At 61.4% G+C, this 24,021-nt stretch carries 24 protein-coding genes, 1 tRNA gene and 1 pseudogene; 19 read left to right on the forward strand and 7 right to left on the reverse strand.

The annotated features are described in order from the left end of the window. Positions 1-49 precede the first annotated feature (49 nt). A tRNA-Thr gene (locus V6M39_RS03000) sits at positions 50-122 on the forward strand. A 16-nt stretch (positions 123-138) separates the two neighbouring features. Here the strand turns inward: V6M39_RS03000 and V6M39_RS03005 are convergent. After that, a complete protein-coding gene (locus tag V6M39_RS03005) occupies positions 139-1,206 on the reverse strand; it encodes a tyrosine-type recombinase/integrase (RefSeq protein WP_332642186.1) in 1,068 nt (355 codons plus the stop codon). Further along, entirely contained in the window at positions 1,206-1,385 is a 180-nt protein-coding gene (locus V6M39_RS03010) for a helix-turn-helix transcriptional regulator (RefSeq protein WP_332642187.1), read from the reverse strand. The genes V6M39_RS03005 and V6M39_RS03010 overlap by 1 nt, the downstream gene beginning before the upstream one ends. A 286-nt stretch (positions 1,386-1,671) precedes the next feature. Between V6M39_RS03010 and V6M39_RS03015 the strand changes: the two genes are divergently transcribed. The 7 genes from V6M39_RS03015 (at position 1,672) to V6M39_RS03045 (ending at position 8,937) form a co-directional block, all read left to right on the forward strand. Further along, positions 1,672-2,166, forward strand: coding sequence for a helix-turn-helix domain-containing protein (locus tag V6M39_RS03015; protein WP_332642188.1), 495 nt, complete (start codon positions 1,672-1,674; stop codon positions 2,164-2,166). Further along, positions 2,163-2,714: a DUF6036 family nucleotidyltransferase gene (locus V6M39_RS03020; protein WP_332642189.1), complete on the forward strand. Its 552-nt coding sequence runs from the start codon at positions 2,163-2,165 to the stop codon at positions 2,712-2,714. Before V6M39_RS03015 ends, V6M39_RS03020 begins: the two co-directional genes overlap by 4 nt. Before the next feature lie 145 nt (positions 2,715-2,859). Then, positions 2,860-4,311: an SIR2 family protein gene (locus V6M39_RS03025; protein ID WP_332642190.1), complete on the forward strand. Its 1,452-nt coding sequence runs from the start codon at positions 2,860-2,862 to the stop codon at positions 4,309-4,311. Between the two features lie 113 nt (positions 4,312-4,424). After that, positions 4,425-4,937, forward strand: a complete 513-nt coding sequence (locus V6M39_RS03030) for a hypothetical protein (protein WP_332642191.1) — start codon at positions 4,425-4,427, stop codon at positions 4,935-4,937. Beyond that, positions 4,934-7,147 (forward strand): AAA family ATPase, encoded by a 2,214-nt coding sequence (locus V6M39_RS03035; RefSeq protein WP_332642192.1) that lies wholly within the window; start codon positions 4,934-4,936, stop codon positions 7,145-7,147. Before V6M39_RS03030 ends, V6M39_RS03035 begins: the two co-directional genes overlap by 4 nt. A 284-nt stretch (positions 7,148-7,431) precedes the next feature. After that, positions 7,432-7,815 (forward strand): hypothetical protein, encoded by a 384-nt coding sequence (locus V6M39_RS03040; protein ID WP_332642193.1) that lies wholly within the window; start codon positions 7,432-7,434, stop codon positions 7,813-7,815. Between the two features lie 237 nt (positions 7,816-8,052). Then, positions 8,053-8,937 carry an aminoglycoside phosphotransferase family protein gene (locus tag V6M39_RS03045; RefSeq protein WP_332642194.1) on the forward strand — a complete coding sequence of 295 codons (885 nt, stop codon included), beginning with the start codon at positions 8,053-8,055 and terminating at the stop codon, positions 8,935-8,937. Positions 8,938-8,948: 11 nt separating this feature from the next. Here the strand turns inward: V6M39_RS03045 and V6M39_RS03050 are convergent, their stop codons facing one another. Together V6M39_RS03050 and V6M39_RS03055 are read right to left on the reverse strand one after the other, a co-directional pair. Beyond that, positions 8,949-9,710, reverse strand: a complete 762-nt coding sequence (locus tag V6M39_RS03050; RefSeq protein ID WP_332642195.1) for an SDR family NAD(P)-dependent oxidoreductase — start codon at positions 9,708-9,710, stop codon at positions 8,949-8,951. A 42-nt stretch (positions 9,711-9,752) separates the two neighbouring features. Then, on the reverse strand, positions 9,753-10,904 hold the full coding sequence (locus tag V6M39_RS03055) for an acyl-CoA dehydrogenase family protein (protein ID WP_332642196.1): 1,152 nt from the start codon (positions 10,902-10,904) through the stop codon (positions 9,753-9,755). A gap of 69 nt (positions 10,905-10,973) precedes the next feature. On the opposite strand from V6M39_RS03055, the gene V6M39_RS03060 reads away from it, so the two are divergent. The 3 genes from V6M39_RS03060 to V6M39_RS03070 are packed head-to-tail and all read left to right on the forward strand — an operon-like array spanning position 10,974 to position 13,908. Then, positions 10,974-11,960 carry an NAD(P)H-dependent flavin oxidoreductase gene (locus tag V6M39_RS03060; RefSeq protein ID WP_332642197.1) on the forward strand — a complete coding sequence of 329 codons (987 nt, stop codon included), beginning with the start codon at positions 10,974-10,976 and terminating at the stop codon, positions 11,958-11,960. Beyond that, the gene (locus V6M39_RS03065; RefSeq protein ID WP_332642198.1) at positions 11,957-13,048 is read left to right on the forward strand and encodes a CaiB/BaiF CoA transferase family protein; all 1,092 of its coding nucleotides are present in this window, start codon (positions 11,957-11,959) and stop codon (positions 13,046-13,048) included. The genes V6M39_RS03060 and V6M39_RS03065 overlap by 4 nt, the downstream gene beginning before the upstream one ends. Positions 13,049-13,068: 20 nt before the next feature. Then, complete coding sequence (locus V6M39_RS03070) at positions 13,069-13,908, forward strand: enoyl-CoA hydratase-related protein (protein WP_332642199.1); 840 nt, start codon at positions 13,069-13,071, stop codon at positions 13,906-13,908. A gap of 23 nt (positions 13,909-13,931) precedes the next feature. On the opposite strand, the gene V6M39_RS03075 is transcribed toward V6M39_RS03070, so the two are convergent. Further along, on the reverse strand, positions 13,932-15,476 hold the full coding sequence (locus tag V6M39_RS03075) for an AMP-binding protein (protein WP_332642200.1): 1,545 nt from the start codon (positions 15,474-15,476) through the stop codon (positions 13,932-13,934). Between the two features lie 97 nt (positions 15,477-15,573). Here V6M39_RS03075 and V6M39_RS03080 point away from each other — a divergent pair, with 97 nt between their 5' ends. Together V6M39_RS03080 and V6M39_RS18030 are read left to right on the forward strand one after the other, a co-directional pair. Continuing rightward, positions 15,574-16,812: a serine hydrolase domain-containing protein gene (locus V6M39_RS03080; RefSeq protein ID WP_332642201.1), complete on the forward strand. Its 1,239-nt coding sequence runs from the start codon at positions 15,574-15,576 to the stop codon at positions 16,810-16,812. A 33-nt stretch (positions 16,813-16,845) separates the two neighbouring features. After that, positions 16,846-17,007 (forward strand): annotated as a pseudogene (locus tag V6M39_RS18030) (hypothetical protein); the annotation flags it as partial. A 51-nt stretch (positions 17,008-17,058) separates the two neighbouring features. Here V6M39_RS18030 and V6M39_RS03085 read toward each other — a convergent pair. Further along, on the reverse strand, positions 17,059-17,322 hold the full coding sequence (locus V6M39_RS03085; protein WP_332642202.1) for a hypothetical protein: 264 nt from the start codon (positions 17,320-17,322) through the stop codon (positions 17,059-17,061). A 234-nt stretch (positions 17,323-17,556) separates the two neighbouring features. Beyond that, complete coding sequence (locus tag V6M39_RS03090; protein ID WP_332642203.1) at positions 17,557-17,862, reverse strand: NIPSNAP family protein; 306 nt, start codon at positions 17,860-17,862, stop codon at positions 17,557-17,559. A 103-nt stretch (positions 17,863-17,965) separates the two neighbouring features. Here V6M39_RS03090 and V6M39_RS03095 point away from each other — a divergent pair, with 103 nt between their 5' ends. The 6 genes from V6M39_RS03095 (at position 17,966) to V6M39_RS03120 (ending at position 24,008) form a co-directional block, all read left to right on the forward strand. Then, the gene (locus tag V6M39_RS03095; RefSeq protein WP_332642204.1) at positions 17,966-18,724 is read left to right on the forward strand and encodes an SDR family NAD(P)-dependent oxidoreductase; all 759 of its coding nucleotides are present in this window, start codon (positions 17,966-17,968) and stop codon (positions 18,722-18,724) included. Next, complete coding sequence (locus V6M39_RS03100; RefSeq protein WP_332642206.1) at positions 18,721-19,518, forward strand: enoyl-CoA hydratase-related protein; 798 nt, start codon at positions 18,721-18,723, stop codon at positions 19,516-19,518. Before V6M39_RS03095 ends, V6M39_RS03100 begins: the two co-directional genes overlap by 4 nt. Then, positions 19,518-20,741 (forward strand): acyl-CoA dehydrogenase family protein, encoded by a 1,224-nt coding sequence (locus V6M39_RS03105; protein ID WP_332642207.1) that lies wholly within the window; start codon positions 19,518-19,520, stop codon positions 20,739-20,741. The genes V6M39_RS03100 and V6M39_RS03105 overlap by 1 nt, the downstream gene beginning before the upstream one ends. Next, positions 20,738-21,538: an SDR family oxidoreductase gene (locus V6M39_RS03110; protein WP_332642208.1), complete on the forward strand. Its 801-nt coding sequence runs from the start codon at positions 20,738-20,740 to the stop codon at positions 21,536-21,538. Before V6M39_RS03105 ends, V6M39_RS03110 begins: the two co-directional genes overlap by 4 nt. Next, on the forward strand, positions 21,531-22,598 hold the full coding sequence (locus tag V6M39_RS03115) for a phosphotransferase family protein (RefSeq protein ID WP_332642209.1): 1,068 nt from the start codon (positions 21,531-21,533) through the stop codon (positions 22,596-22,598). Before V6M39_RS03110 ends, V6M39_RS03115 begins: the two co-directional genes overlap by 8 nt. A 198-nt stretch (positions 22,599-22,796) precedes the next feature. After that, positions 22,797-24,008, forward strand: coding sequence for an ABC transporter substrate-binding protein (locus tag V6M39_RS03120; protein ID WP_332642210.1), 1,212 nt, complete (start codon positions 22,797-22,799; stop codon positions 24,006-24,008). Positions 24,009-24,021 lie beyond the last annotated feature (13 nt).

A 24,021-nucleotide genomic window follows, 5' to 3' on the forward strand; every position in this document is an offset into this window, starting at 1 on the left:
ACCGGTAGACTCTTGCTTCGGTTCGGCGGGCGATCCTCGCTGAACCTTGGCCGCTTTAGCTCAGTCGGTAGAGCGTTTCACTCGTAATGAAAAGGTCATCGGTTCGATTCCGATAAGCGGCTCAAGGAAAATCCGACCTCAGGCTTTTGGACGCGTCCCCCCGGCGTCCCCCCACTGGTTCAACCGGGTCAATGCTGTCTCGTCTGCAGCCGTTCCGAGGTAGTGAAGGTATCTCTGGGTCGTGCCCAGATCCGCGTGTCCCATCCATGCCTGGACCGTCGTCGGAGAGACTCCGCCTTCAAGCCACAGACATGCCGCAGTGTGTCGAAGGTCGTGCAAGCGCCGACCGCGTCCGGTCTCTGCCCAATGCGTCGAGAGCTTGAAAGCGGTGGCATAGAGCCGCGCTCCGCTCTTTGTCGTGACCAGCAGGTCGTCTGCATCCTTACCCGCGGCCATGGACCTGACGAGCGGCAGGACGGCATCGACGAGGGGGACGTGGCGACTGCGCCCTGACTTCGGCCTCTTCGTGCCGATGCCTTCAGGTTGGGCTCGCCGGATCACCAACCGAGGGACGGGCATCTCGACGAAGTCGGCTACCCGCACCTCACGCAGCTCAGACCACCGAAGACCCGTCCACCCTGCAAGCCAGACAGCGTCGGCCAGGTCAGGGTGGTGTACGGCGATCTCGTGTCGAACCTCCTGCAGCTCCTCGCGTGAGAACGGCATCATCTCCGCGGCCGGAGCCATCTGCGCCGGTACCTTCGTGCGGGCGACCGGATTGATCGTGATGATTCGCTCGTTGATGCACGAGGCGAAGAAGGCCATCAGCGTCGCCCGGTATCGCTTCACGGTGGACTCGGCGTAGCGCCGCGACCAGTCGTTGATGCAGCGCTGGACCTCGCGGTCGGTCACCCGGTTTACGTGAAGGTTGGCTATCGCTGGTGGCATTGCCTTGAGGACCGATCGGTCCGACTTGGTCGTCTTGATTGCGACCATGCCTTCCCGGTCGACCAGCCACACGGCAAACGCGTTCCGCACCAGGATCTTGCCGGCGCGCGGGTCGACACCGCCGGCGAGGGAGGCGCGCTCGCGGGCGAGCCACGCCTCCGCCTCGCGCTTGGTGTCGAACGTCCGGCTTGCGACCTGTTCGCGCCCGAACTTCAATCGGGCACGCCACCGGCCAGACTTCTCTTGCTGGACGGCCATCAGGACGCGCGTGACTCGACGTAGGCGAGGAGGTCATCCTCGCGATAGCGCGGCGCATGGTCCGTAACCCAGATGCATCGAGGCCCCGTGCCGGTCTGCCGCATGCGGCACAACGTCGACGTCGCGACACCCAGGATCTTCGAGACCTCGGCAGGCGATAGAAGCTTGAGAGCTGTCATGGCGATCATTCCTTCCTCCCACCACGAGTGATGCTGTGCGGCCTGCCCGACCCTCCAGTTTCGCTCGGTCCGGGCGGGGACGAACCGACTCGATGAAGCTCTGTGGAGAACCGTGCATGCCTACGTCCTGTGGATAGGGCGTCACACAACAAGGGCCGTCTCCAAGGACTGAGCGGTCAGGGAACTTTCGAGTTTCGGGGGAACGTTGGGGAAAACGTTGGGGGAATGCGGGGTGGGGAACGTTCCCCGCCTTGTAAGCGTTGCGTTTATTGTGTTTAATGGAGGTATGGAAAAGACGATGCTCACAACTGGAGAGGCCGCTGAGATCCTCGGCGTCTCACGCCAGCACGTCGTCAACCTCTCCAATCGAGGCGAGATCACCTCGACCAAGGTCGGCGCGCACCGTCGCATCCCCCTGTCAGAGGTCCAGAGGCTGCAGCGCCCGGGTCTGACGCCCGAGCGCGAGAAGTCCTTGCGGCTACATCAGGCGCTCATCGGCGATCTGTTGGAGGATCCGGATGCGGTCATTGGCAAAGCTCGCGAGAACATCGCTCGCTGGCTGCCCCAGCAACGTCCGGATGGCATGAGCGCTATTTACCTGCGGGAGTGGGAGCGGATCCTGGACTCAGGCATCGACCAGATCATCGACGCATTCACGGCGACCGATGAGAAGTCGTATGAACTTCGCGAAAACTCGCCGTTCGCGGGCGTGCTGTCACAAGAGCGCCGAGTGAAGGTTCTCCGGACCATTCGCGAACGCCGGGCTGTTCTCGCCGCGTGAACCGTACGCAGCTGGCTCACGTCCTACGAAGCGCCTCCCGCATCGCTGGCGACAGCGATGTCCTCGTCGTGGGGTCTCAGGCGATCCTAGGAGTCCGCGACGAGGACGAACTGCCAGCTGAAGCGACTGCTTCGATGGAGGCCGACATCGCATTCATGCACGACGCCGATCGCGCGAAGGCTGATGAGGTCGAGGGTGGCATCGGTGAGTTTTCGTCCTTCCACGAGGAGTTCGGCTACTACGCCGAGGGCATCCATATTGACACCGTCGTCCTGCCACAGGGCTGGGCGGAACGACTCGTTCGACCGAATCTAGCTGGTGCTGAGCCGGCCGAGGCAGCGTTTCTTGAGCCCCACGACCTCGTTGCGACCAAGCTGGCAGCCGGTCGTCTCAAAGACTTGGCCTTCGCTCGTGCACTCGTCGACGTCGGCCTCGTCGACTTGGACGTCTTGCTCGAGCGGATCTACGCGATGCCCGCCGGTGTGCACCAGTCGGTCATCGACCGCATGATCGGCTGGGTTGCAGCGATAAAGGACGCCAACGGCTGACCACCGCATCGTCATATCAGCGCATGACGGGCGTTCTCAGTCTTCACCGGGGAACGTCGGCGAGCTTCGATGGGCAAGGCTCATCAGAACTACTCCCTAGGTCGATTCGCCATCGATCGGCTTGATGCATGCGTAGGCTCTCGGTGTGTATCAACCGCAGACCCTTGGAACGCCAGCGGGCTCGGTCGCGGCAAATCTGGCCAGCATGGCACATCTGGGTCGTCTGACGATCTATGCCGGAGCTGGGCTGTCAGCGGCTGATCCAACGTCTTTACCTGGGGCCGCAGCACTCGCCAGCCGCATCTGGCGGCACTTGTCGTCGGTGTTCCCGCTGGACGGGGTGAGCGAGTGGGATCTGCTAGCTGTCGCTGACGCCGTCGCGGAACAGCCGTCGGGGACCGCACTCCTCCGTCGCACCGTTTTAGAGGTCGCTGACATGACTGGCGCCCCGTTCAATTACGCGCACGAAGTCATTTCTCTCCTGCTCTGCGAAGGGGCGGTAACCGTCCTGGAGACCAACTATGACAACTGCATTGAGCGGGCAGCGCAACCAGAGATCCCCGCCGTGGTTCGCACGCCTGATGAACTCCTGCATGGAGCGGCCAAGGCACTCCTAAAGGCACACGGTTGCGCAACTCTCCCCAACACAATGCGGCTCACGACGGCAGAACTAGCAGGCATCGATCTCTGGGCCAATGCCGTCGTCCAGGCACAAATGAGCCAGGACCACGTCGTATTTGTCGGAATCGGAAGCGTCGCTGACTACGTTCGAGAATCGTTGACAGCGGTGGTCAGCGTGGTTGGATCCGAGCATCTGGTTCTTGTCGACCCTGGGCTCGCAGATTGGGATGAAAACGACCAACTCGATTGGCGTCTCCTTCTGGGCGATATCGCTCCTGCGCAGAGGGTCGCGACATCGGCTGATGAATTCTGCGATGCACTACTGCGTGCATACGTTATGGAGGTGTGTCGTCGTCTGACCACCCTTGTCGAATCATTGGCAGACCTTCACCCCCAGAAACTCGGAGTAGGCCGTCTCCTAGATGCATTCTTCGCTGAGGACGCTGTCTCAGTCCTCAGATGGCTCCGGGCAGTGTCATGGAGGCCCCGCGCTGGCCAAGGCGTCACTTCCACGACGGTCACCATGCAGGGGCTGTTCGCGATAAGCGGCCTGCTTGGGGCGACATGGACAACCGGCGCATTGGGACGCGACTTGGTGAGGCTCGAGCCAACCGATGCTTCTGCCTTTGCGCAAGCTGTCACAGTCCTGCCCTTGCTTGCTGGCGAAGTCGTCTCGGGCACTGATCTTGTGCGGGAGGCGGAAAGAAGAATCGCAATCGCCCGAAGGTCCGGTGTGGTCCTCGATGATTCTGAGATTCTGGTCCTGTGTGACGGCCATGTCGGAACTTTGGGCTCCGCCGAACTGACCGTGGGTCCCGACTCCGACCTCGATGTCGTGCTAACCGCAGCGCAGCCGTATGTCGACGGACTTGCCTATGATCTTGTTGCAGAGGCCAGAGCTGATCATCTCATCGACGGAAGCCGGCCTGGCCGAATTGTCTACATCCGCGCATCGCATCTGGGAGTTGACTCGTGACTCTCGATGACGAACTTGCAGACGTCGGCCTCTTGGACCTGGCTCAAGTTGTGATGCTCGAGGCTGGCTATGACGTGCAGCTCGGGTCAACTGAGCGACAGAGTGTCCTGCTAGTGGAGAACGACGACAACGTTGCGGTCATCGCCGCGCCCGTGACCCTCGAGCAGCTTTTCGAGGCAGAACCATCAGTCAGCCGGCTACTGAGCGAACAACTTGTCGCTGGGCCGCCGAGCAGAAAACGGTGGGATGCTTTCGTCATCCTGCTCTGTGCTCAAAATTCGACCCCTGACCATGCAGAGGCGATCTCTGATCTCGTCAACAACCTCAGGTTCGCTCGACGCTTGGTAAGGGTCGGCGTGGAGCCGACCAAGGCGGCACTGTCTCGATCGTTGCGGCCGTTGCTACCACCCCCGACAGCCACGACGAACCAGCTTGAGCAACCGCTTCACCAACTAGAACGATTGTTGGTTCGTGACGGGTTGGATCCGGTGGCAGTGGAGGACGCCATCAGGGATTTCGAGCTCTCCAAGCCGGCTGGGGCGATGATTGCCAATGAGGCTGCAGCGGCTGACGGCGAGGACGACCCATTAATGTCCCTCGACCTTGATGACGAGGAGGAGAGATGAATAGCGAACAGCCGGCAGATCGCCAAGACCTGCGGCGGCGCCTTGTAAGCGTCACCATCGCGGGCTTTCGAGGCTTCAATGACCCAGTCACGCTCGACTTTGATGCCTCGGCAGTCCTTCTCCACGGCCCCAACGGCAGCGGAAAGACGAGTGTATTTGACGCCGTTCAGTGGTTGCTGACAGCCGATCTTCCCAGACTTGGTCAGTATCGACTGCGAAGAACTGACCAGTATCTCGCCAACGCCTTTTCCGGCGGCCATGAGGCGCGCGTTGAAGCCACCTTCGACCTTGGAGGTGCACCTATACGCGTCATCCGACGAGGTGACAACCGGGGCTCAGTTCTCGAGGTTGAAGACCAGTACGGTCGCTACAGCCGCGCGAGTGCCGAGGTTCGCGTTCAGGAGCTCCTAGCGCCGGGCGCGCTGCCCTTGGCAGAAGTGCTGCATACGAGCGGCCTCCTCCAGCAAGATGAATTGAGGCAGATCCTGCAAACCCGACCAGATGCTCGCTATCGCCAATTAATGAGATTGCTCGGCCTTGAGTCACTGGAACAGTTCGAGGTCTATGCCAGAGATCGGAAGGCGCGAGCGCGATCACGATTGAACGAGCATGAACGCGAGCATGACGAGGCCATTCGGAAGCACGAGTCCGCCGTCGAGCAACTTGAGACGGCTGAGATCCAGGTACTGAGGGTCGCGCCGAGGCCGGACCTCGCGAACGCAATTAGCACTGTGCTTGAGCGCTTCCCTGGTGCTTGGACTCTTTCGCTCGCGGGCATAGAAGACGGATCAGGACCCGCGTTCGCCCTCGAAGTCACCCGTCGTCGTGGCGAGGTGACGCGCATTATGGAGTCCTTGAGATCATTTCCGGGCAGTGTTCCACTTGTTGAAGCGAGCGAGCTTGCCGAGTCAGACCAACGACGTGCCGAGGCGGAGCGAAAGGTCGACCAAGCGAGCCAGGCCGTGCAAGTGGCAACGCAGCTACGCGCAGGAGTGGCTGCCACCAGCGACGCGCTGGCGGCGCTGAGCGCCGTAGCTTTGCCTCTCCTCCCTGACACCCAAGAACTAACTCCCTGCCCGGTCTGTGAGTCGAGAATCAACCCGATGGAAACGAGCGCCGCCCTGCGGGCACGTTCTGCCAACGGAGAGGCGCTTGCGGCTGCAGACGAGTCTCTAGCTCTCGCGCAGTCTCAACTTGATGAGGCCCGCACCGAACTCGAACAGGCCGCCGCCGAACAGTTGGCCATAACCGGCAAGCGGGAGGAGCGTGCGCGTTGGTCGAGCGAAGCGAGATCGATACTGAACTCACTTGGAGCACTCGTTGATGGGTCGAACTTCGGGCTCAATGCGAACCTCCGCTCATTCCAACGAGGGGAGGACGAAGTAGGCGACGACTACGAACTCGTCCTTGCAGAACTCGATTCGCTGTTGGTTCAGCTGGAACTCCTCGACGCGGCCGCCGCCGCCCTCGAGTCTGCCTCGCGCGAACTCTCGCAGCACCAAGCCGCGACACGACTGGCGATTGAACGACAGAACGCCATACCAAGGCAGCGACAAAGCGTCGCTCTGTCACAGAGAAGTCTTGACGAACTTGTCACTGTTGTTGAAAGCGATAGGAAACTCGCTGTAGCCGCATCCGCTTTGGCCGATGGCACATCCGCAGCGAACGCCGCCATCTTTCGCGAGAGATTCCAGACCCTCGAGCCACTCATGAATGACGTTTTCGCCAGGCTCGACCCGCATCCGGCTTTTACCCATCTGAGCTTCAATGTCGAGTCCTATCGGGCAAAGGGGACAGCGTCGGCAACAGTCTTGGACTCGGAGCGAGAGATCACCGTCAATCCAATGCTGGTCTTCTCGTCGGCCCAAGCGAACATCGTTGCCCTCTCCGCCTTCTTGGCCTTAGGTTGGGCCGCCGGCCAGGGCCGCCTGCCATTTGTCATGCTCGACGACCCGCTGCAGGCAATGGACGATGTGAACGTGCTTGGCTTTGCGGACCTTGCTCGACACCTTCGTCGGGATAGGCAGCTGGTACTCGCGACTCACGAGGCTCGCTTCGCCGAGCTCCTCGAGAGAAAGTTGTCAGGCATCCATGCGGACGAGGATCTCCTGGTTCACAAGTTCGTCGGCTGGAGTAGGAACGGACCGGAGATTGAGACCACCAGACTGGCCGACGGCGACGAGGGCAGACAACGCATCTTGGTCGCGTAGGGCGTTTCTGTGCCGATGAACTCCTGAGCCTCCTGCCGTCGGCGTTTTGGTTGGCCTTTTCGTCAGTTTTCCGGGAATGCATAAGGTGTGTGACGAAATTCTTTGGAGAACGTGTCGTCTCAGGTAGGGGAACTCGACCTTTGTTGTCAGGAGGTCTTCTGATGAGCGATGACAAGGGATCGAAAGAGCCGAGCAAGCCTCGGTTGTGTGAGCGGTGCGGGAAGAGGATGCCGCCTCAGAAGCGGGGCAGGCCACGGCGTTGGTGTTCCCAGCAGTGTCGGCAGTTGGCGTACGAGGAACGTCACGGTCTGGAGAGCTGGAAGGACAAGCAGCCCAAGGTCAACGACTTGTCGGAGATCGTCGAGGTGATGTCGGAGCGTGGAGCGCGTCGAGATGCCACACGTCGACGGTCGACGTCCGATCGTCGCGGAGTCCATACGCCAAACGATTGCCTTTTTGCCGTCGGCGAGGACCTGATCTCGATGATGATGGTCGTCGAGCGGGTGACCGACATGGTGCGCGACTACGGCGTGGTCAACACATTCGAGGGCCGGCTCCTCGCTGATCGAGTGGCGGAACTCGTGAACACCGTTCTCGAGCGATGTGCGGCGGTAGTGCCGGTGGAGGCGTGTCCTGGGATCAACCCACCACCAACACCCGGAAGTTGACGACTACCACGCCCTGCCGCTTGGAGGATTCTGTTCCCTGTGTGCATCGGCAAGTGACAAATGTTGCCGGTCCACACGACGGACATTCGGAGGGTTGGGTGGCGTGCCCTGCGGGATCAGCTCGCGTCGTTCACTCCATTGTGGACGGGATGCCGCGGACACAGCCGTGGGCGGGCTGGCTAGGCTGGCGGTTCGGCCGGAGAACCGCCGGTCTCGCCGGTGACGAGGGGGCCACGAATGATGGACGCTCCGAGCGCTGACATCCACGTTGACGCAGAGCTCGCGGCCGGGCTCGTGGCGGCGCAGCATCCGGACCTCGTCGGACCAGTGGCCGTCGCTGCGAACGGCTGGGACTGCGTCATGTTCCGGCTCGGGGACGATCTCGCCGTGCGGTTGCCGAGGCGCAGCGTGGCCGCGGGGCTCGTGCTGCATGAGCAGCGCTGGCTGCCCGAGCTCGCAGCCCTCTCGCCGGTGCCGGTGCCCGCTCCCGTGCGTGTGGGGTTGCCGACGCGCGAGTTCCCGTTCGCTTGGAGCATCGTGCCGTGGTTCGACGGGGTCGCGGCGCATGTCCTCGAGCCAGCGTCTCGGGCGGCTGCCGCGCCGGGCCTTGCGGTGTTCGTCGCTGCTCTCGGCACCGGAGCGCCAGCTGATGCGCCTTTGAACCCGCATCGCGGTGTGCCGCTCGCGGCGCGCGACAACGTGATGCGGGCGCGGCTCGCGAGCGGTCGCCTTCCCGATGCGCGAGCGCTCACCGCGGTCTGGGAGCGCTCGCTCGCTGCGCCAGTGTGGACGGGGGCACCGGTGTGGGTGCACGGCGACCTGCATCCAGCGAACCTCGTTCTCGCGGCATCCGGAGTCCTCGCGGCCGTGATCGACTTCGGCGACGTGTGCGCCGGCGACCCGGCGTGCGACCTCGCGACGGCGTGGCTCACGTTCGACGCCGCCGGGCGTACAGCTTTCCGCGCAGAGCTCGAGGGTATGCAGGGGACAAACGCCGCGACGTGGGACCGTGCACGCGGCTGGGCGCTCGTGATCGGCAGCGCAATCGCCGACTCGGTCGAGACGTCGAGTCCGCTCGGACGTGTAGGGACACACACACTCGCGCAGGTGCTGCTCGACTGAAGGGCGAAATGTTACCCGAGAGCTACCCGCACTGCTCCGTCTAGACGGATGGTTTCGCCATTGAGCATCGGGTTCGCGACGATGTGCTCGACGAGCATCGCGAACTCGTCCGGGTCTCCCAAGCGCTTTGGGTGGGGAGTCTGATCGCCTAGCGAACTGATCACGTCGGCCGGCAGCGATTCGAACATCGGAGTCATGAATAGGCCCGGTGCGATGCTGAGAACTCTGATCCTGTGCTGAGCTAAGTCTCGAGCGGCGGGGAGCGTCAAGCCAACGATGCCGCCTTTCGAAGCTGCGTACGCCGCCTGTCCCACTTGCCCCTCGTATGCAGCGACGGATGCGGTGTTGATGATCACGCCTCGCTCTGCGCCGCCCGACTTGTTCTCGATCATGTGGCTGGCAGCGAGCCGCATGATGTTGAAGGTGCCGACGAGATTGATCTCGAGGGTGCGCCGAAATGCATCGAGTGGATGCGGGCCGTGTCTGCCTACGATCCGTGCTGCCTCACCGATACCGGCGCAGTTCACGACTATCGATAGGTTGCCCAGTTGGCCGCCGCGCTCGACGGCGGCTAAAACCTGATCCTCATCTGTTACATCCGCGGGGACGAAGGTGATTGCTCCGCCAACCTCTTCGCCCAGCAACGATCCCTTCGCCGAGGGCAGGTCTAGCGCGACAACCTTCGCGCCCGCTGCCGCCAGCCGGCGAGCCGTGGCGAGCCCAAGACCGGACGCTCCACCGGTGACTAGAGCGACTTGTCCTTTGATCTCCATGTTCCGCCTTCTTGTCGTTTGAGGGATTGGGTTTGCTGGTTTTCAGCGAGCGAGGTCGCGGCTGATGACGAGGCGCTGGATCTGGTTCGTGCCCTCGAAAATCTGCATGACTTTGGCTTCACGCATGAACCGCTCGGCGGGAAAGTCCTTGGTGTAACCGGCGCCGCCAAGTACTTGGACCGCGTCGGTGGTGACCTTCATGGCGTTGTCGGTGCAAACGAGCTTCGCAATGGACGCTTGCCGCGAGAAAGGCTTCCCGGCGTCCTTGAGCCGCGCCGCCGCGATGTACGTCGCGCGGGCTGATTCGACCGCCGCCGCCATATCGGCCAACAGGAAGCCGAGGCCTTGGTGCTCGATCACCGGCTTGCCAAATGCGCGGCGATCCTTGGCGTACGCGATCGCGACGTTGAGCGCCTCTTGAGCTAGTCCGGTGGCAACGGCAGCTATTCCGAGGCGACCCGCATCGAGGCCAGCGAGAGCGATCGATAGCCCTTGCCCCTCAGCGCCGAGGCGACGGTGGGCAGGAATGTGGACGTCTTCGAACAGCATCGTTGACGTGGTCGACGACATGAGGCCCATTTTGCGTTCGGGTGGGTCGGCCGTCAGACCTGGTGTGTCGGCAGCGACAAGGAAGCAAGAGATTCCTCGACCACCCTCGTCCGACGTTCGTGCCATCACCTTGTAGAAGTCGGCCTTGCCTCCATGTGTCGTCCATGCCTTCGCGCCATTGATCACGTAGTGGTCCCCGTCGCGAACAGCCGTAGTGCGCATCGATGCGGGATCTGAGCCGGCGTGAGATTCCGAGAGGCAGTATGCCCCGAGCTGGTCTCCTGCGAGCATCGTCGGAAGCCAGTTCGACCGCTGCTCATCCGTTCCGGCAGTGAACAGACCGAAGCACGAGAGTGCGTGGACGCTGACGCCCACGCCGACGCTGGCGGAGCCGGACGCAATCTCTTCAAGGACCTGCAGGTAGACCTCGTACGGCAGCCCTCCACCGCCAAGACTCTCCGGGTACGGCAAGCCAAGCAGACCCGAGCGCCCGAGAATTCGAAAGACGTCGCGTGGAAAATGTGCCTCAGCGTCGAGGTCTGCGATGACTGGACGGATCTCCCTATCAACTAGAGACCGAGTCAGGCTGATCAGCTCAACCGACTCATCATCGGGTAGAAGGCGCTGGATGGGTGCGTACGACATGATACGCACTATCGTACGATAGTATCCTGATTAGTACAGTATCGATCTGCGATTGAAGGGTGCGACCGAATGCTCAAGACCGAATTTACCGAGCAGTTCGGAGTGGACCACCCAATCGTTTGCGGGGGGATGACTGGCCTCGGTACCGCGGCCTTGATCTCAGCTGTCGCTAACGCCGGCGCACTCGGATTTCTCACGGCTCTGACTCAGCCAACCCCCGGGGACCTGGCTAAGGAGATCGCCAAGACGCGCGATCTCACCGATAAGCCATTTGGCGTCAACCTCACGATTCTTCCGACGATCAACCCCGTGCCCTATGAGGAGTATCGGGCGGTCATCGTCGATGCCGGCATCACCGTCGTGGAGACAGCAGGCTCCAGCCCTGAGCCGCACCTGCCTGACTTCAAGCGCGCGGGGATCAAGGTGATTCACAAAGCGACATCCGTGCGTCACGCTCTGTCGGCGGAGCGCAAAGGGGTCGACGCGATCAGCATCGACGGGTTTGAGTGCGCAGGCCACCCCGGCGAGGACGACGTCCCCGGCCTAATCCTTATCCCGGCCGCGACCCAGGTGCTCTCTGTTCCTGTGATCGCCAGTGGAGGGATTGCGAACGGGCGCGGCCTAGCGGCTGCGCTTGCCCTCGGTGCATCCGCAGTCAACATGGGCACACGTTTCATGGCGACTACAGAGGCGCCCATTCACCACAACGTCAAGCAGCAAATCGTTCTCAACTCAGAACTCGACACCGTCCTCGTATTTCGTCGGTTCAGCAACACAGCTCGTGTCGTGCGCAACTCCGTCTCCGAACAGATCGTTGAGATCTCCGAGACGCCCGAGGCGACCTTCGACGACATAGCGGAACTGGCCTCCGGTGCTAGAGGGCGCAAGAACGTCTTGGCGGAAGGCCGCCTGGAAGATGGCATGTGGTGGGCCGGACAGTCGCAGGGCCTCATCCACGACGTTCGTCCAGTTGGAGAAGTTGTCGATCAGATCATCCAGGACGCTGAACAAATCATCGGCCGTCTGCCGTCTCTGGTGGGGTCACCTCAATCGTGACGGGGCCACTGGCGGGATTGCGCGTCCTGGAACTGGCAGGGATCGGACCGGGGCCCCATGCAGCCATGATTCTTGGTGACCTTGGCGCGGACGTTTTGCGCGTCGAGCGCCCGACGCCCGGGCTGGACGTTCTCGACGGGAACCCAGACCACATGCTCCGAAACCGGCGATCCATCATCGCCGATCTGAAGTCCGAGGTCGGGCTCGACTCGGTTAGGCAACTCGTCTGCAGTGCGGATGTCCTCATCGAGGGCTATCGGCCAGGAGTTGCCGAACGCCTGGGCCTCGGTCCACTGGAGTGCCAAGAATTGAACGCCCGACTTATCTACGCACGAATGACCGGCTGGGGCCAAGACGGGCCACGGTCTTCGCAGGCTGGCCACGACATCAACTACCTGTCCGTAACGGGCGCACTTCACGCGATGGGTCGCAGAAACGAAGCACCGACACCACCACTCAACCTGGTGGGCGACTTCGGCGGAGGGTCGCTGTTCCTGGTCGTGGGGATATTGGCCGCGCTCGTCGAGCGGGAGAAATCAGGCTTGGGGCAAACCGTCGACGCGGCAATCGTCGACGGGGTCAGCGTCTTGTCGCAGATGATGTGGGCAATGCGCGGGTTCAACACCTGGACTGATGCTCGTGAAAGCAATCTCCTCGATGGTGGCGCACCTTTCTATGACACGTACGAATGTGCCGACGGAACCTTCTTGGCAGTGGGAGCGCTTGAGCCCGAATTCTTCAAAGCGCTGATTGGCGCGCTCAACTTGGACCCTGGCTGGTGTGCAAGGCAGATGGACAGGTCTGTCTGGCCAAGCCTTCGACTAGTGCTCACTCGGGTCTTCGCGCAGCATGATCGAGACCACTGGACAAACTTGTTCTCTGGGACCGATGCATGCGTGACCCCGGTGCTCACCTTCGCGGAGGCCGCAGAGGACCCCCACCTGCGTAGTCGCGGGACATTGCTCGAAGTCGGCGGTGTGATTCAGGCCGCCCCAGCCCCACGATTTTCCAGGTCCACGACAACTACTCCTTCCGGACCGCCCGAGTTCAACGCCGATGCTCGCGACCTACTGAAGGAGTGGCAGTGATCGAGAACAGTGGAGGAGTCATGAGCAGAGATCTCCGGAACGAGCGTCAGCTTGGCGTACGGACGGTTGATGGCGTCCTCCATCTGAGATTTAACCGACCCGAACGGCTGAATGCAGTCACGGTCTCGATGCTCGACGAACTGGCAACCCAGTTGGAGGAAGCTGAGCTGGACGTCAGCGTCCGTGTCGTCCTTGTCTCTGGTGAAGGATCCTCGTTCTGCTCCGGTGCCGATCTAGGAGCCAGCGGTGAGTTGGCACCCACCGACCTAGCAGAGGCCGTCGACGCAGCCAATCGTGTCGTCGCAGCGATGACCGGTTTGTCGAAAGTTGTGGTTGCTGCGGTTCAGGGTGCGGCGGCTGGTGTTGGCGCATCGATTGCCGCAGCTGCTGACCTCACAGTTCTCTCGGAGAGCGCTTACTTCATGCTCTCGTTTACCAAGGTTGGGCTGATGCCGGACGGCGGTGCCTCGGTGCTCCTTTCATCATCGATCGGACGAGCGAAGGCGATGAAGCTGGCCCTATTGGCCGAAAAGCTGCCAGCGCTCGAGGCCGAGCGACTCGGACTAGTGTCCACGATTTTTCCGGACGAAGACTTCGAAGAGTCCGTGGCCCATCTGATCGATCGACTCCGCGAGGGGCCTGGTCCAGCGTTCGCGAATACGAAGCACGCAATCAACCAAGGGTCGTTGTCCCAACTCCCTGAAGCGCTGAGATTCGAGAGGGAAGCACAGGTCGCACTCCTTGCCTCGCCAGACTTCGCGGAAGGAGCGGCGGCCTTCGCAGAACGGCGGCCGCCCAAGTTCTCGTCGAGCCAGCCATTGTTCGGCGACGCGGGAGCGAGAACCTGGTCGGAGACTTAGCGGGTCGCGCAGTTTTCGGCGGGCTAGATCGTCCGCCCGGCAGTACCCCAGTATTCGTCCTTGAGCAGCCTCTTGTAGAGCTTTCCGGTCGCGTGTCTTGGCAGTTCTTCGCGAAAGTCAACGGAGCGTGGGCATTTGATAGGCGCGAGGTGCTCTCGGCAGTACGCGATCAGCTCGGCGGCTAGGTCGTCCCCTGCAGCGAGCATGTCGACCGGTTGCACAACGGCCTTGACTTCCTCACCTGTGTCGTCGTTCGGGACACCGAGGACGGCCACATCGGCAACGGCCGGGTGCATGACCAAGATGTTCTCGGCCTCCTGCGGGTAGACGTTTACACCCCCGACGATGATCATGTAGGACTTGCGGTCCGTCAGGTAGAGGAATCCGTCGGCATCGAGGTGGCCGACGTCCCCGAGGGTGGACCATCCTCTTCCTCGGGGGTCGTGCGATTCCTTCGTCTTCTCGGGGTCGTTGTGATATTCGAAATTGCCGCCCCCCGCGATGAATACTGCGCCTGTCGATCCGACAGGTACGTCGTTGCCATCCTCGTCCAAGATATGAATCTGCCCGCTGATCGCGCGGCCAACGGTTCCTTCGTGGGCGAGCCACTCTTCGCTGTTGCAGTAGATGAACCCATTCGCCTCGGTTCCACCGTAGAACTCGTGGATCACCGGGCCCCACCACTCGATCATCTGCCGTTTTACCTCGGGTGGGCACGGCGCAGCAGCGTGTACGACGTCGGTGAGAGACGAGAGGTCGTACTTGGTGCGCATCCCCTCGGGCAGCTTGAGCATCCGGATGAACATGGTCGGAACCACTTGGGTAAACGTGCATTGGTATCGCTCAACCGTCTGTAGATATACCTCGGGCTCGAAGCGTTCCATGACAACGACGGTTCCTCCGGATCGAAGGACTGAGCGCGAAAACCGGTTGGGGGCTGCGTGATAAAGCGGAGCCGGCGAGAGGTAAACCGTCCGATCGGTCACGTTGAACATTCGCTGGCAGAGCTCGGTTGCCGGTTCGGGTTCGCCGAGTGTCGTGCCCGGCAGCGGAACCTGGACGCCCTTTGGCCTGCCAGTAGTTCCTGAGCTGTAAAAGAAGTCTTGACCCTCTGGGCGGTCTTCGAGTGGTGCGGACGAAGCGCCCGCGACAACGCGCTCATATGACTCGAAGCCGTTGGCCACCCCATCGACCATGAGTCGGAGCGTGACTTGCGGCAAGCGCGAGACGGCGTCAACTGCCGGCTCGCCGATTGAAACCGACGTAACGAATGCCGTCGCGCCGCAATCTTCAAGAATGTAGGCCATCTCATCAGAGGTGAGTTTGGGACTAAGCGCCGTGTAGTAGAGGCCCGCGTAGTGGGCGCCCCACACGATAGGGAGAAGTCGAGCATGATTCTCGAGGCAGAAAGCAAAGTGGTCGCCAGGTCGCAGCCCCGACTCGCGGAGCACACGCGACAGCCGGTTGGCCTCTTCGTCCAGCTCGCGGTAGGTGACCGTCTCACCGGTTTCGGCCATGATGATTGCGGCCTTGTCTGGTGTCAGCTCTGCGTAGTAACCGGGGTACATGTGATCTCCAACTCAATTCGGGCTATCCAGACAGTACCAATAAGTGTACTGTCAACCCATATTTGTTACACCACCGGTTGAGGTCAGGGAGACAAGCATGAGCGTTCAAGGTAGTTGTGATCCGCGATTCCAGTCGGTTCGCGAAGAGTTTGAGCGGAACTTCGCCGATCGCGGCGAAGTCGGCGCGGCGGTCTGCGTGATGCTTGATGGGGAGCCAGTGGTCGACCTTTGGGGCGGAGTAGCCGACCCGGCAACCGACGCCGCTTGGGTCGAAGACACGCCTGTGATGGTCTTCTCTTCCACCAAGGGAATGACCTCAACGGCGGCGCACGTGCTGATCGACCGCGGCCAGATCGACATCAACGCTCCTGTTGCACGCTACTGGCCGGAGTTCGCGAAGGCCGGCAAGGAGAACGTGACCGTGCGTCACCTCCTGACGCATCAGTCGGGCCTTGCAACATGGCAGGAGCAGCTCGGGGATTTGGATTTCTACAACTGGGAACGCGTAACACAGTTGCTCGCTGACCAGGAGCCATTCTGGGAACCGGGCACCCGCACGGGATACCACGCGCTGACGTACGGGTACCTCGTCGGCGAAGTCGTTCGACGAGTCAGCGGCCTTTCGCTTGGCACTTTCTTCGATCAGGAGATTGCCCAGCCGCTCGGATTGGATGCTTGGATCGGCACCCCAGCGGAGGTGCACCCTCGTGTGGCCAAGTCGACCTACTACGTCCCGGTGCCGAGCGACCTTGACGGTCCCATCGGCGACCTGGTCAAACTGGTTACCGACTACCCGGAATCCCTCCCAGCCCGGCTTCAGCTCAACAATTCGAACTGGATCGGAGTTCAGGAGAACCTTGACACCCCGGAGTCGTACGCGGCCGAGATTCCGGCCGCCAACGGGATCGCGAGCGCTCGAGGACTGGCCACCATGTACGCGCCGCTATCTCGCGACGGCAGCCACAATGGCGTCCGCTTGGTGCGGCCCGAATCGCTTGCCGCCCTTCGCCATGTTCAGTCACGGAGTTCTGTGGACGCCTCCGTGCCCATCATCACCACCTCGTTCTCTCTCGGCTACATGAAGGGCTGGGACAACCGCATCGTGGGCCCAGGTGCCAGCATCATCTGGGGCGAGGACGCGTTCGGGCACGCGGGACTTGGTGGCAGTGTCGGGTTTGCTGATCCGTCCCTGAAGCTGGCGTTTGCGTATGTCATGAATCAGCATGGGCCGGGGACAGGGATCAACGAACGTGGACAGTCCCTCGTCGATGCGACGTACCGCGTCCTCGGTTCGTCGACGGATGAGCCGGGATTCTGGGTGCGTCCGACTCACTAGATCCACCCCCGCCACTAATATGAGGTGCTAACCATGACTGAGACATCGAGCATCTCCGAAGTTTTGAGACCACCTCGCCTGGGCCCATCCTCCAATGAGCTCAGCGCGAGGGGGCGAGAGATCCTTGACGCGATTGAAGAATGGATCGTGGAGGAGGGCTTCGGGTCGCTCACAATCGAGAAGATCGTCGCGCGCTTGAAGTGTTCACGCAGCACGCTCTACGACCTGGCTCCGAGTCGGGAAGAGCTAGTGCTGGTGGTTGTGGATCGTCGCCTGCGCCGCATCGGTGCGATTAAGCACGAACGGCTGGAGGAACTCGATGATCCCGCCGCGAAGATCCGACTTCTCATCGGCTCGCAAGACCTTCACATTCAGGCAACTGGGCTGCGATTCATGGAAGACGTTGCGAAGGCGCCCGCGGTCCAGCGTCTTATCAGCGACCATCTTCGATACGGGGTCGCTCAACTGCGAGATCTCGTAGAACAGGGAATACGGTCCGGGCAGTTCCACCAGACGTTGGACAGTCGGATTGTGGCTGAGACGATCGATGCGTCGCTGTCGCGCATTCAGAATCCCGTTGTCCTGCGCGAGTCTGGCACGAGCTTCGACGACGCGTCGCGAGCGTTGGCTACCCTGCTCCTAGATGGCTTGGTCGCAAACTGATCCAAGTCCGCGAGGCCGCACAGTCCGCTGGCCCGGAGTCCGAAGTCGGGATGACGCGTCGAATGGATCGGCGAGTGTGACTTATCTGAGTCCCGGCAGCTGGTCCAGCATCGTTGACTTGACCGACGTTACGCTTCCCTCGATCCGAGGATCTGCGAGCACAGCAAGCCATGCCTCATCGGCGTAGAACGATTGCCATGCCTGGGAAGGATCGCCTTTGTGCCGAACAACGTAGACCAAGCGCGGCTCCTTCTCCCGGGTCACCCAGTAGCCGACACCTTCCATGCCGTATTTGCTCATGAGCGGGATGGAGTCAGCCTCGAAGCGAGATATCAGATAGTTCATCTGTCCCGGCACGACTGAGTACTCTCGAAGTTCGTAGGTCATGTTGCTCCCAATATTCTGACAGTCGTAGACGTGTACTATTCACTGGTATATCGTACGGCATATGGTACTCATTGACGAAGTTTCTCTTCCATTGACCGGTCGTGTGGCGCTTGTGACCGGCGGCGGCCGTGGCATCGGCCAAGCCATCAGTCTCGCTCTCGGCCGAGCTGGGGCAGCGGTTGCCGTGAACTGGCGTCGTGACGAAGAGTCAGCAACCAAGACGCTCTCGCTGCTTGAAGAGATGGGCGCTCGCGCGATCATCGTTCAAGGCTCGATCGATGACTACGCGCGACACGCCTCGCTTGTGGCCGAAGTCGAAGAGCAGCTCGGGCCAATCGGGATCCTTGTACACAACGGTGGGGTCGGCAGTCGGGGCGACCTCGTCATCGACACTGATGTCGCTGATGTTGAGCGCTTGTTCCGCGTCCACGGTGCCGGACCTCACTCGTTGACTCGCCACGTGTTGCCGGGCATGCGCACCCAAGAACGGGGCGACATCGTCATGATCAGCAGCGTCGCAGCTCACGTACTGACACCGGGTGGCGGTCCGTACAACATGGCCAAGGCGGCGCTGGAGGCGTTGGCGCACACCCTCTCCAAGGAAGAGATTGACCACGGCATCCGCGTGAACATCGTCGCTCCAGGTTTCGTCGCAACAGAGATGGGCGATCGGTTGATCCGCGGCCTTTCCAAGGGGGAGGTCGCCGACGCCTCAGAGCCGGGCGCGTCCGAAATCATGGGTCACGTCTGCCAGCCCGAAGAGATCGCCGACGCGGTGACATTCTTCGTTTCGCCTCAGTCTGGCTACATCACGGGTCAGAAGCTGATTGTGGATGGCGGCTCGTACCCGCACCGCCCATGATTGCCTCCGAAGCGCCGGTCCTGACGGAACGTCTCGGGTCTGTCCTGTTGGTGACTCTCAACAGGCCAGCTCAACTAAACGCTTGGACCGCGGCGATGGAGAAGGAGTACTTCGACGTACTCGAGGCTGCGGACGACGATCCCGAGGTGCGAGCAATTGTCGTGACCGGAGCGGGGCGGGGATTCTGCGCGGGCGCAGACATGAGCGACCTGGCACACGCTCCGGATGCGACAGAGGAGGAAATGGTTCGTGAGCGCCCAGTCCATCTTCCGCTTGCTCTAAGGAAGCCGCTTATCGGCGCGATCAACGGTCCAGCGGCTGGGATCGGTCTCGTCCAGGCAATGTTCTTTGACGTCCGATTCGCCTCGCCCGAAGCCTTGTTCTTAACCAGCTTCTCGAGGCGTGGTCTCATCGCCGAGTACGGGATCTCTTGGATTCTTCCCCAAGTCATTGGGCGAAGTCGAGCTCTGGATCTGCTCATGTCCAGCCGCAGGGTGGGCGGCGAAGAAGCCTTCCGGATTGGGCTCGTCGACCAGTTGGTTCCAGGCCCGGAACTTGTCGAAGCAGCATTGGCCTACGCGCAGGATGTCGCCACGAATTGCTCGCCCCGCTCGCTTAGTGCGATGAAGTTGCAAGTCAACGCCGATACGCAGCGCGGTTTTGATGAGTCCACGGAGCACGCAGATGTCCTCATGCGGGAGTCCTTTCGTGGCCCTGACATCCCAGAAGGTGTCTTGAGCTTCTCGGAGCGGCGCCCACCCAATTTTGCACCACTCGCTCCCAAGGGGTCCTGATGGATTTCGCACTTAACGACAAGACGCGCGGTTACCAGGAGAAGTTACTGGCGTTCATGGATGAATGCATCTACCCGGCAGAGCCGGTGTATGCGCAGCAGTTGGCCGATTCAGACGACATCCATCATTTCCCACCGATCATGGAGGAGTTGAAGGCGGAGGCGAAGAAACGCGGCCTCTGGAATCTGTTCCTTCCAAACCCTGAGTGGGGCGCGGGTCTGACGAACGTCGAATACGCGCCACTGGCGGAGATCATGGGTCGCAGCCCACACATTGCTCCTGAGGCGATGAACTGCAATGCGCCAGACTCCGGAAACATCGAAGTGCTTGCATCGTTCGGTACGGAAGAGCACAAAGAGAAATGGCTCAAACCACTGCTGGACGGTGAAATCCGATCTGCTTTTGGCATGACAGAACCGGGAGTTTCCAGCTCCGATGCCACGAATATCCAGCTCACCATGGACGCGGACGGCGATGACTATGTTCTGAACGGGCGTAAATGGTGGACGACCAACGCACTGCACACAAATTGCAAGGTGCTGATCGTGCTCGGCAAGACCGACGTCAACGCCGAGACCCACCGCCAGCAGAGCATGATGGTCGTTCCGCTGGACACGCCCGGCGTCACGATCGTGAGGGCACTTCCGGTGTTCGGATACCGCGACCGAGAGGGACACGCGGAAGTGTTGTTCGAAAACGTTCGTGTCCCCAAGACTGCATTGCTTGCAGGCGAGGGCGACGGATTCCTGATCGGACAATCGCGCCTAGGTCCCGGCCGCATCCATCACTGCATGCGTTCGATCGGCGCGGCTGAACGGGCACTTGATCTTATGATCGACCGCGCCGCATCTCGCGAGACGTTCGGCCAGCCTCTTTCAGAGCGAGGGAACATTCAGGACTGGATCGCAGAGTCACGAATAGACATCGAGATGGCCAGACTCCTAACGATGAAGGCCGCATGGCTGATGGACACGGTTGGCAATCAGCATGCACGCATCGAGATCGCGGCCATCAAGGTTGTAGCGCCTCAAATGGCGCAGAAGGTGGTCGATCGAGCGATACAGGTGCATGGCGGCGCAGGGGTCTCCGATGATTTCCCCCTTGCGAGGATGTTCATCGACCAGCGAGTGCTCCGTATTGCCGACGGACCCGATGAGGTCCACAAGCGGACGATCGCGCGCCAAGAACTCAGGCGGCGCCGCACTAGCGTCCCAGCGCCATGACCGAAGCGATGAAGGGCAAGACTGCAATCGTCACCGGCGGGTCCAGGGGGATTGGCTTCGCCGCGGCGACCGCTCTCCATGCCGCAGGCGCAAACGTGGTGCTGACGTCACGCAGCCAAGATGACGCTGTTCACGCGGCCAGCGCACTAGGTGAAAGGGCTCTTGGCATGGGTGCGCATGTGGCGGACCAGGCTGCCGCTCGCGCATGCGTCGACGAGGCGATGCGGACTTACGGAAGTGTCGACGTACTCGTCAACAACGCGGGCACCAATGCCGCACATGGCCCGGTCCTTCAGCAGGACTATGCGCGATTCGCCAAGACAATGGACGTGAACCTTTGGGCGCCGATTCTGTGGAGCTCGCTAGTTGTCGACGCTTGGATGGGCCAGCACGGTGGATCCATCGTCAACACCGCCTCGATCGGTGGTTACTCGGTCAGCCACGGGATAGGCGTCTACAACGTCTCGAAGGCTGCGCTGATTCATCTGACAAAACAGTTGGCTATTGAATTGGGCCCAGCGGTCCGCGTCAACGCGGTGGCGCCGGGCGTCGTGCGGACGAAGCTAGCCGAGGCCCTCTGGAGCGAGCACGAGGAGGCCCTGAACTCAAAGACGCCGCTACGTCGGATCGGCGAACCTCAAGATGTGAGCAGCGCAATCATGTTCCTAGCCAGCAACGAGTCCTCGTGGATAACTGGAGAAACCCTCGTCGTAGACGGCGGCCAGGTTATTGATGCCGGACCGCCCCCGGAGCGAGGCCTTGTCCCTAGAGCGAGTGGGGCTGCGGCAAATGGCTGATGCGGTCACCCCCGACGCTGAGGCGATTACCCCCGACGTTGAGGCGATCAACGTCACGGCCCTGCGCAACTGGATGGTCACGCTCGGAGTACCGGTGGGCGACAGGTTGGCTTCGCGCCCGATTGGCAATGGTCGATCGAACCTGACCTTCGAACTGTCCGACGACTTCGGACGAAAATGGGTCGCTCGACGGCCGCCACTTGGAGTCCTGTTGGAGTCCGCGCACGATGTGGCCCGTGAGTACCGCATACTCTCGGCGCTTCAAGGAACCAAGGTGCCGGTGCCTTCGTTGATTGGGCTCGCGGTGGACGAGTCGATTGCCGAGACTCCGGTCTTGGTCATGGAGCACGTTGATGGTGAGGTCTTTGACCGCCGGCCAATCGCGACGGCACTCGAGCCACGTATCCGCCGGGAGTTGGGGGAAGGTTTGGTCGACACCTTGGTCCATATCCACGAAGTGGATCTAGGGAGTGTCGGGCTTGATTCCTTGGCGAGCAAGGAGCCCTACGCGGCCCGACAGCTCAGGCGCTGGTCGGCACAGTTGGAGCGGAGCAGAAGTCGGTCGTTGCCTGAACTCGACCGGTTGACGGAGTTGCTGAGTCAGCGCGCACCGTCTCGGCAAGCAACGACTCTGGTGCATGGCGACTTCAACCTGAGCAACGTTATGGCCGACCGGAGCTCGGGCAAAGTTGTGTCAGTTCTTGACTGGGAATTGTGCACTCTGGGAGATCCGCTTGCAGATATGGGCAGCCTCCTCGCGTACTGGCGGCACGACAACGAGTACGCCACGGGCGCGTTTGCGGCATCCGCTCTTCCCGGATTTCCCCTCCGAGATGAGCTGGCCGCGCGATACGCGCGGAGCACGGGATGTAACCCGGGCGAGTTGAAGTTCTGGCACGTGTTCGGGCTTTGGAAATTGGCCGTAATAGGTGAGGGAGTGCTGAGTAGGGACCCCGAGCGGTCGCGAAACAGCAGCACCCATCGAGCAGGCGTCGAGCAAATCGACGATCTAGTCCGCCGCGCCTGGGTCGTGGCCAATCACACAGGCCTTGGGAACTAGCCCGGAGACGTTCCGCCGTCTGCCTGAAGCACTTCGGCAACCTTCTCCGGTGGTCCCCCGCTGCGCTGGGCATTATTACCGGGCATTCCACGGAACTTCTTGTGCTTCACGTCACAGTACGCTTTACTGTACGGATTAACGTACGACAGTACAGTCAACAGTTTTGTAAACAAGAGGAGCGTTCCAATGAAACGAACCATGAAGAGAAACCTCGCCGTCCTGGCGACGCTCTCATCCTTCGTGTTTGTCGCCGCCTGTGGTGGCTCTGACTCTGACGGCAGTCAATCGGCGGAGACGCCGCCGGGGGAGGCCATCAAGTTCTCGGTTCTGTACCCGAAGACTGGCCCAGGGCCGGCACCCGAGACCCTCTCCGGCGCTGAAGTCGCCGCCAAGGCGATCAACGACGCCGGCGGAGTTGCACCGAAGGCGGGCGGCGACAAGCGCCCGATTGAGCTGGTCCCGTGTGACGCCGACAACAGCAAGAACCCGTCACAGCCAGCCGGTTGCGCCAAGGAGGTCATCGACAAGGGTGTGGTGCTCGACGTGGGCAAGTACACATTGTCCGGCGACGAGGTAGACGTGTTCGCAAAGGAAGGCGTTGCCATGCTCGGCAACAGCCCCTTCGGTCAGCAGGACTTGACGAATGACCTGTCATTCCCGCTCGGAGGCGCGGGCGCCTCGCTGGTGCCTGGCACTGCGGCAACCCTCCAAAGTGCCGGTGCGAAGAAGGTCGCGTACCTGTCATTCGACATTCCCGCGGCCCGCGCAGCGTCAGACTTCATCAAGCCCATTCTGGAAAGCCCAGATGACCTCGTCGCAACGACGCTGTTGCCGCTCGATCCTTCTGCAGACCTCACTCCGTTCTTTGCGAAGCTGGCTGCTGAAAAGCCGGACGGAATCATCCTTGGAGTTTCACCCGGCGTTACCGCTGCAGCAGTCAACGGTCTACGACAGGCGGGATTTGAGGGCATCTTCGTCGCTACCCCTTACACACTTACGAAGGATTCGATTAAGGCCCTCGGAGCTGAAGCAGACAAACTGCTCGTTACGAGCAACTTCGAGGCCCTCTCGGGTTCATCGGTTCCGAAGATCAAGCAGTTCCGTGAGGAGATGAAGAAGTACGCGCCCGACGCTGATCTCAACGAGTTCTCGCTGAACTCTTGGTTGGCCGTGCATCTGGCAGCTGAAGTAGCCGCTGAGGTTCCGACCATCGACGCCGCCGGCTTCGCTAAGGCACTCAATGGCCGGAAGGTCGACCTTGGTGTCGCGCCTGCATTCACGTTGGGCAAGCAGGACATCTACCTGCCCTTCCCGCGAGTCTCCCGGGCGACAGTTCAGAACCAGAAGCTGAAGGATGGCGAAATTGTGTCCGACGGCGAATGGATCAACCTGAACGACCTCGCAAAGTAACGCTCACAAGCAG

This window comes from Aeromicrobium sp. (genome assembly GCF_036675695.1).
Taxonomy (GTDB): domain Bacteria; phylum Actinomycetota; class Actinomycetes; order Propionibacteriales; family Nocardioidaceae; genus Aeromicrobium.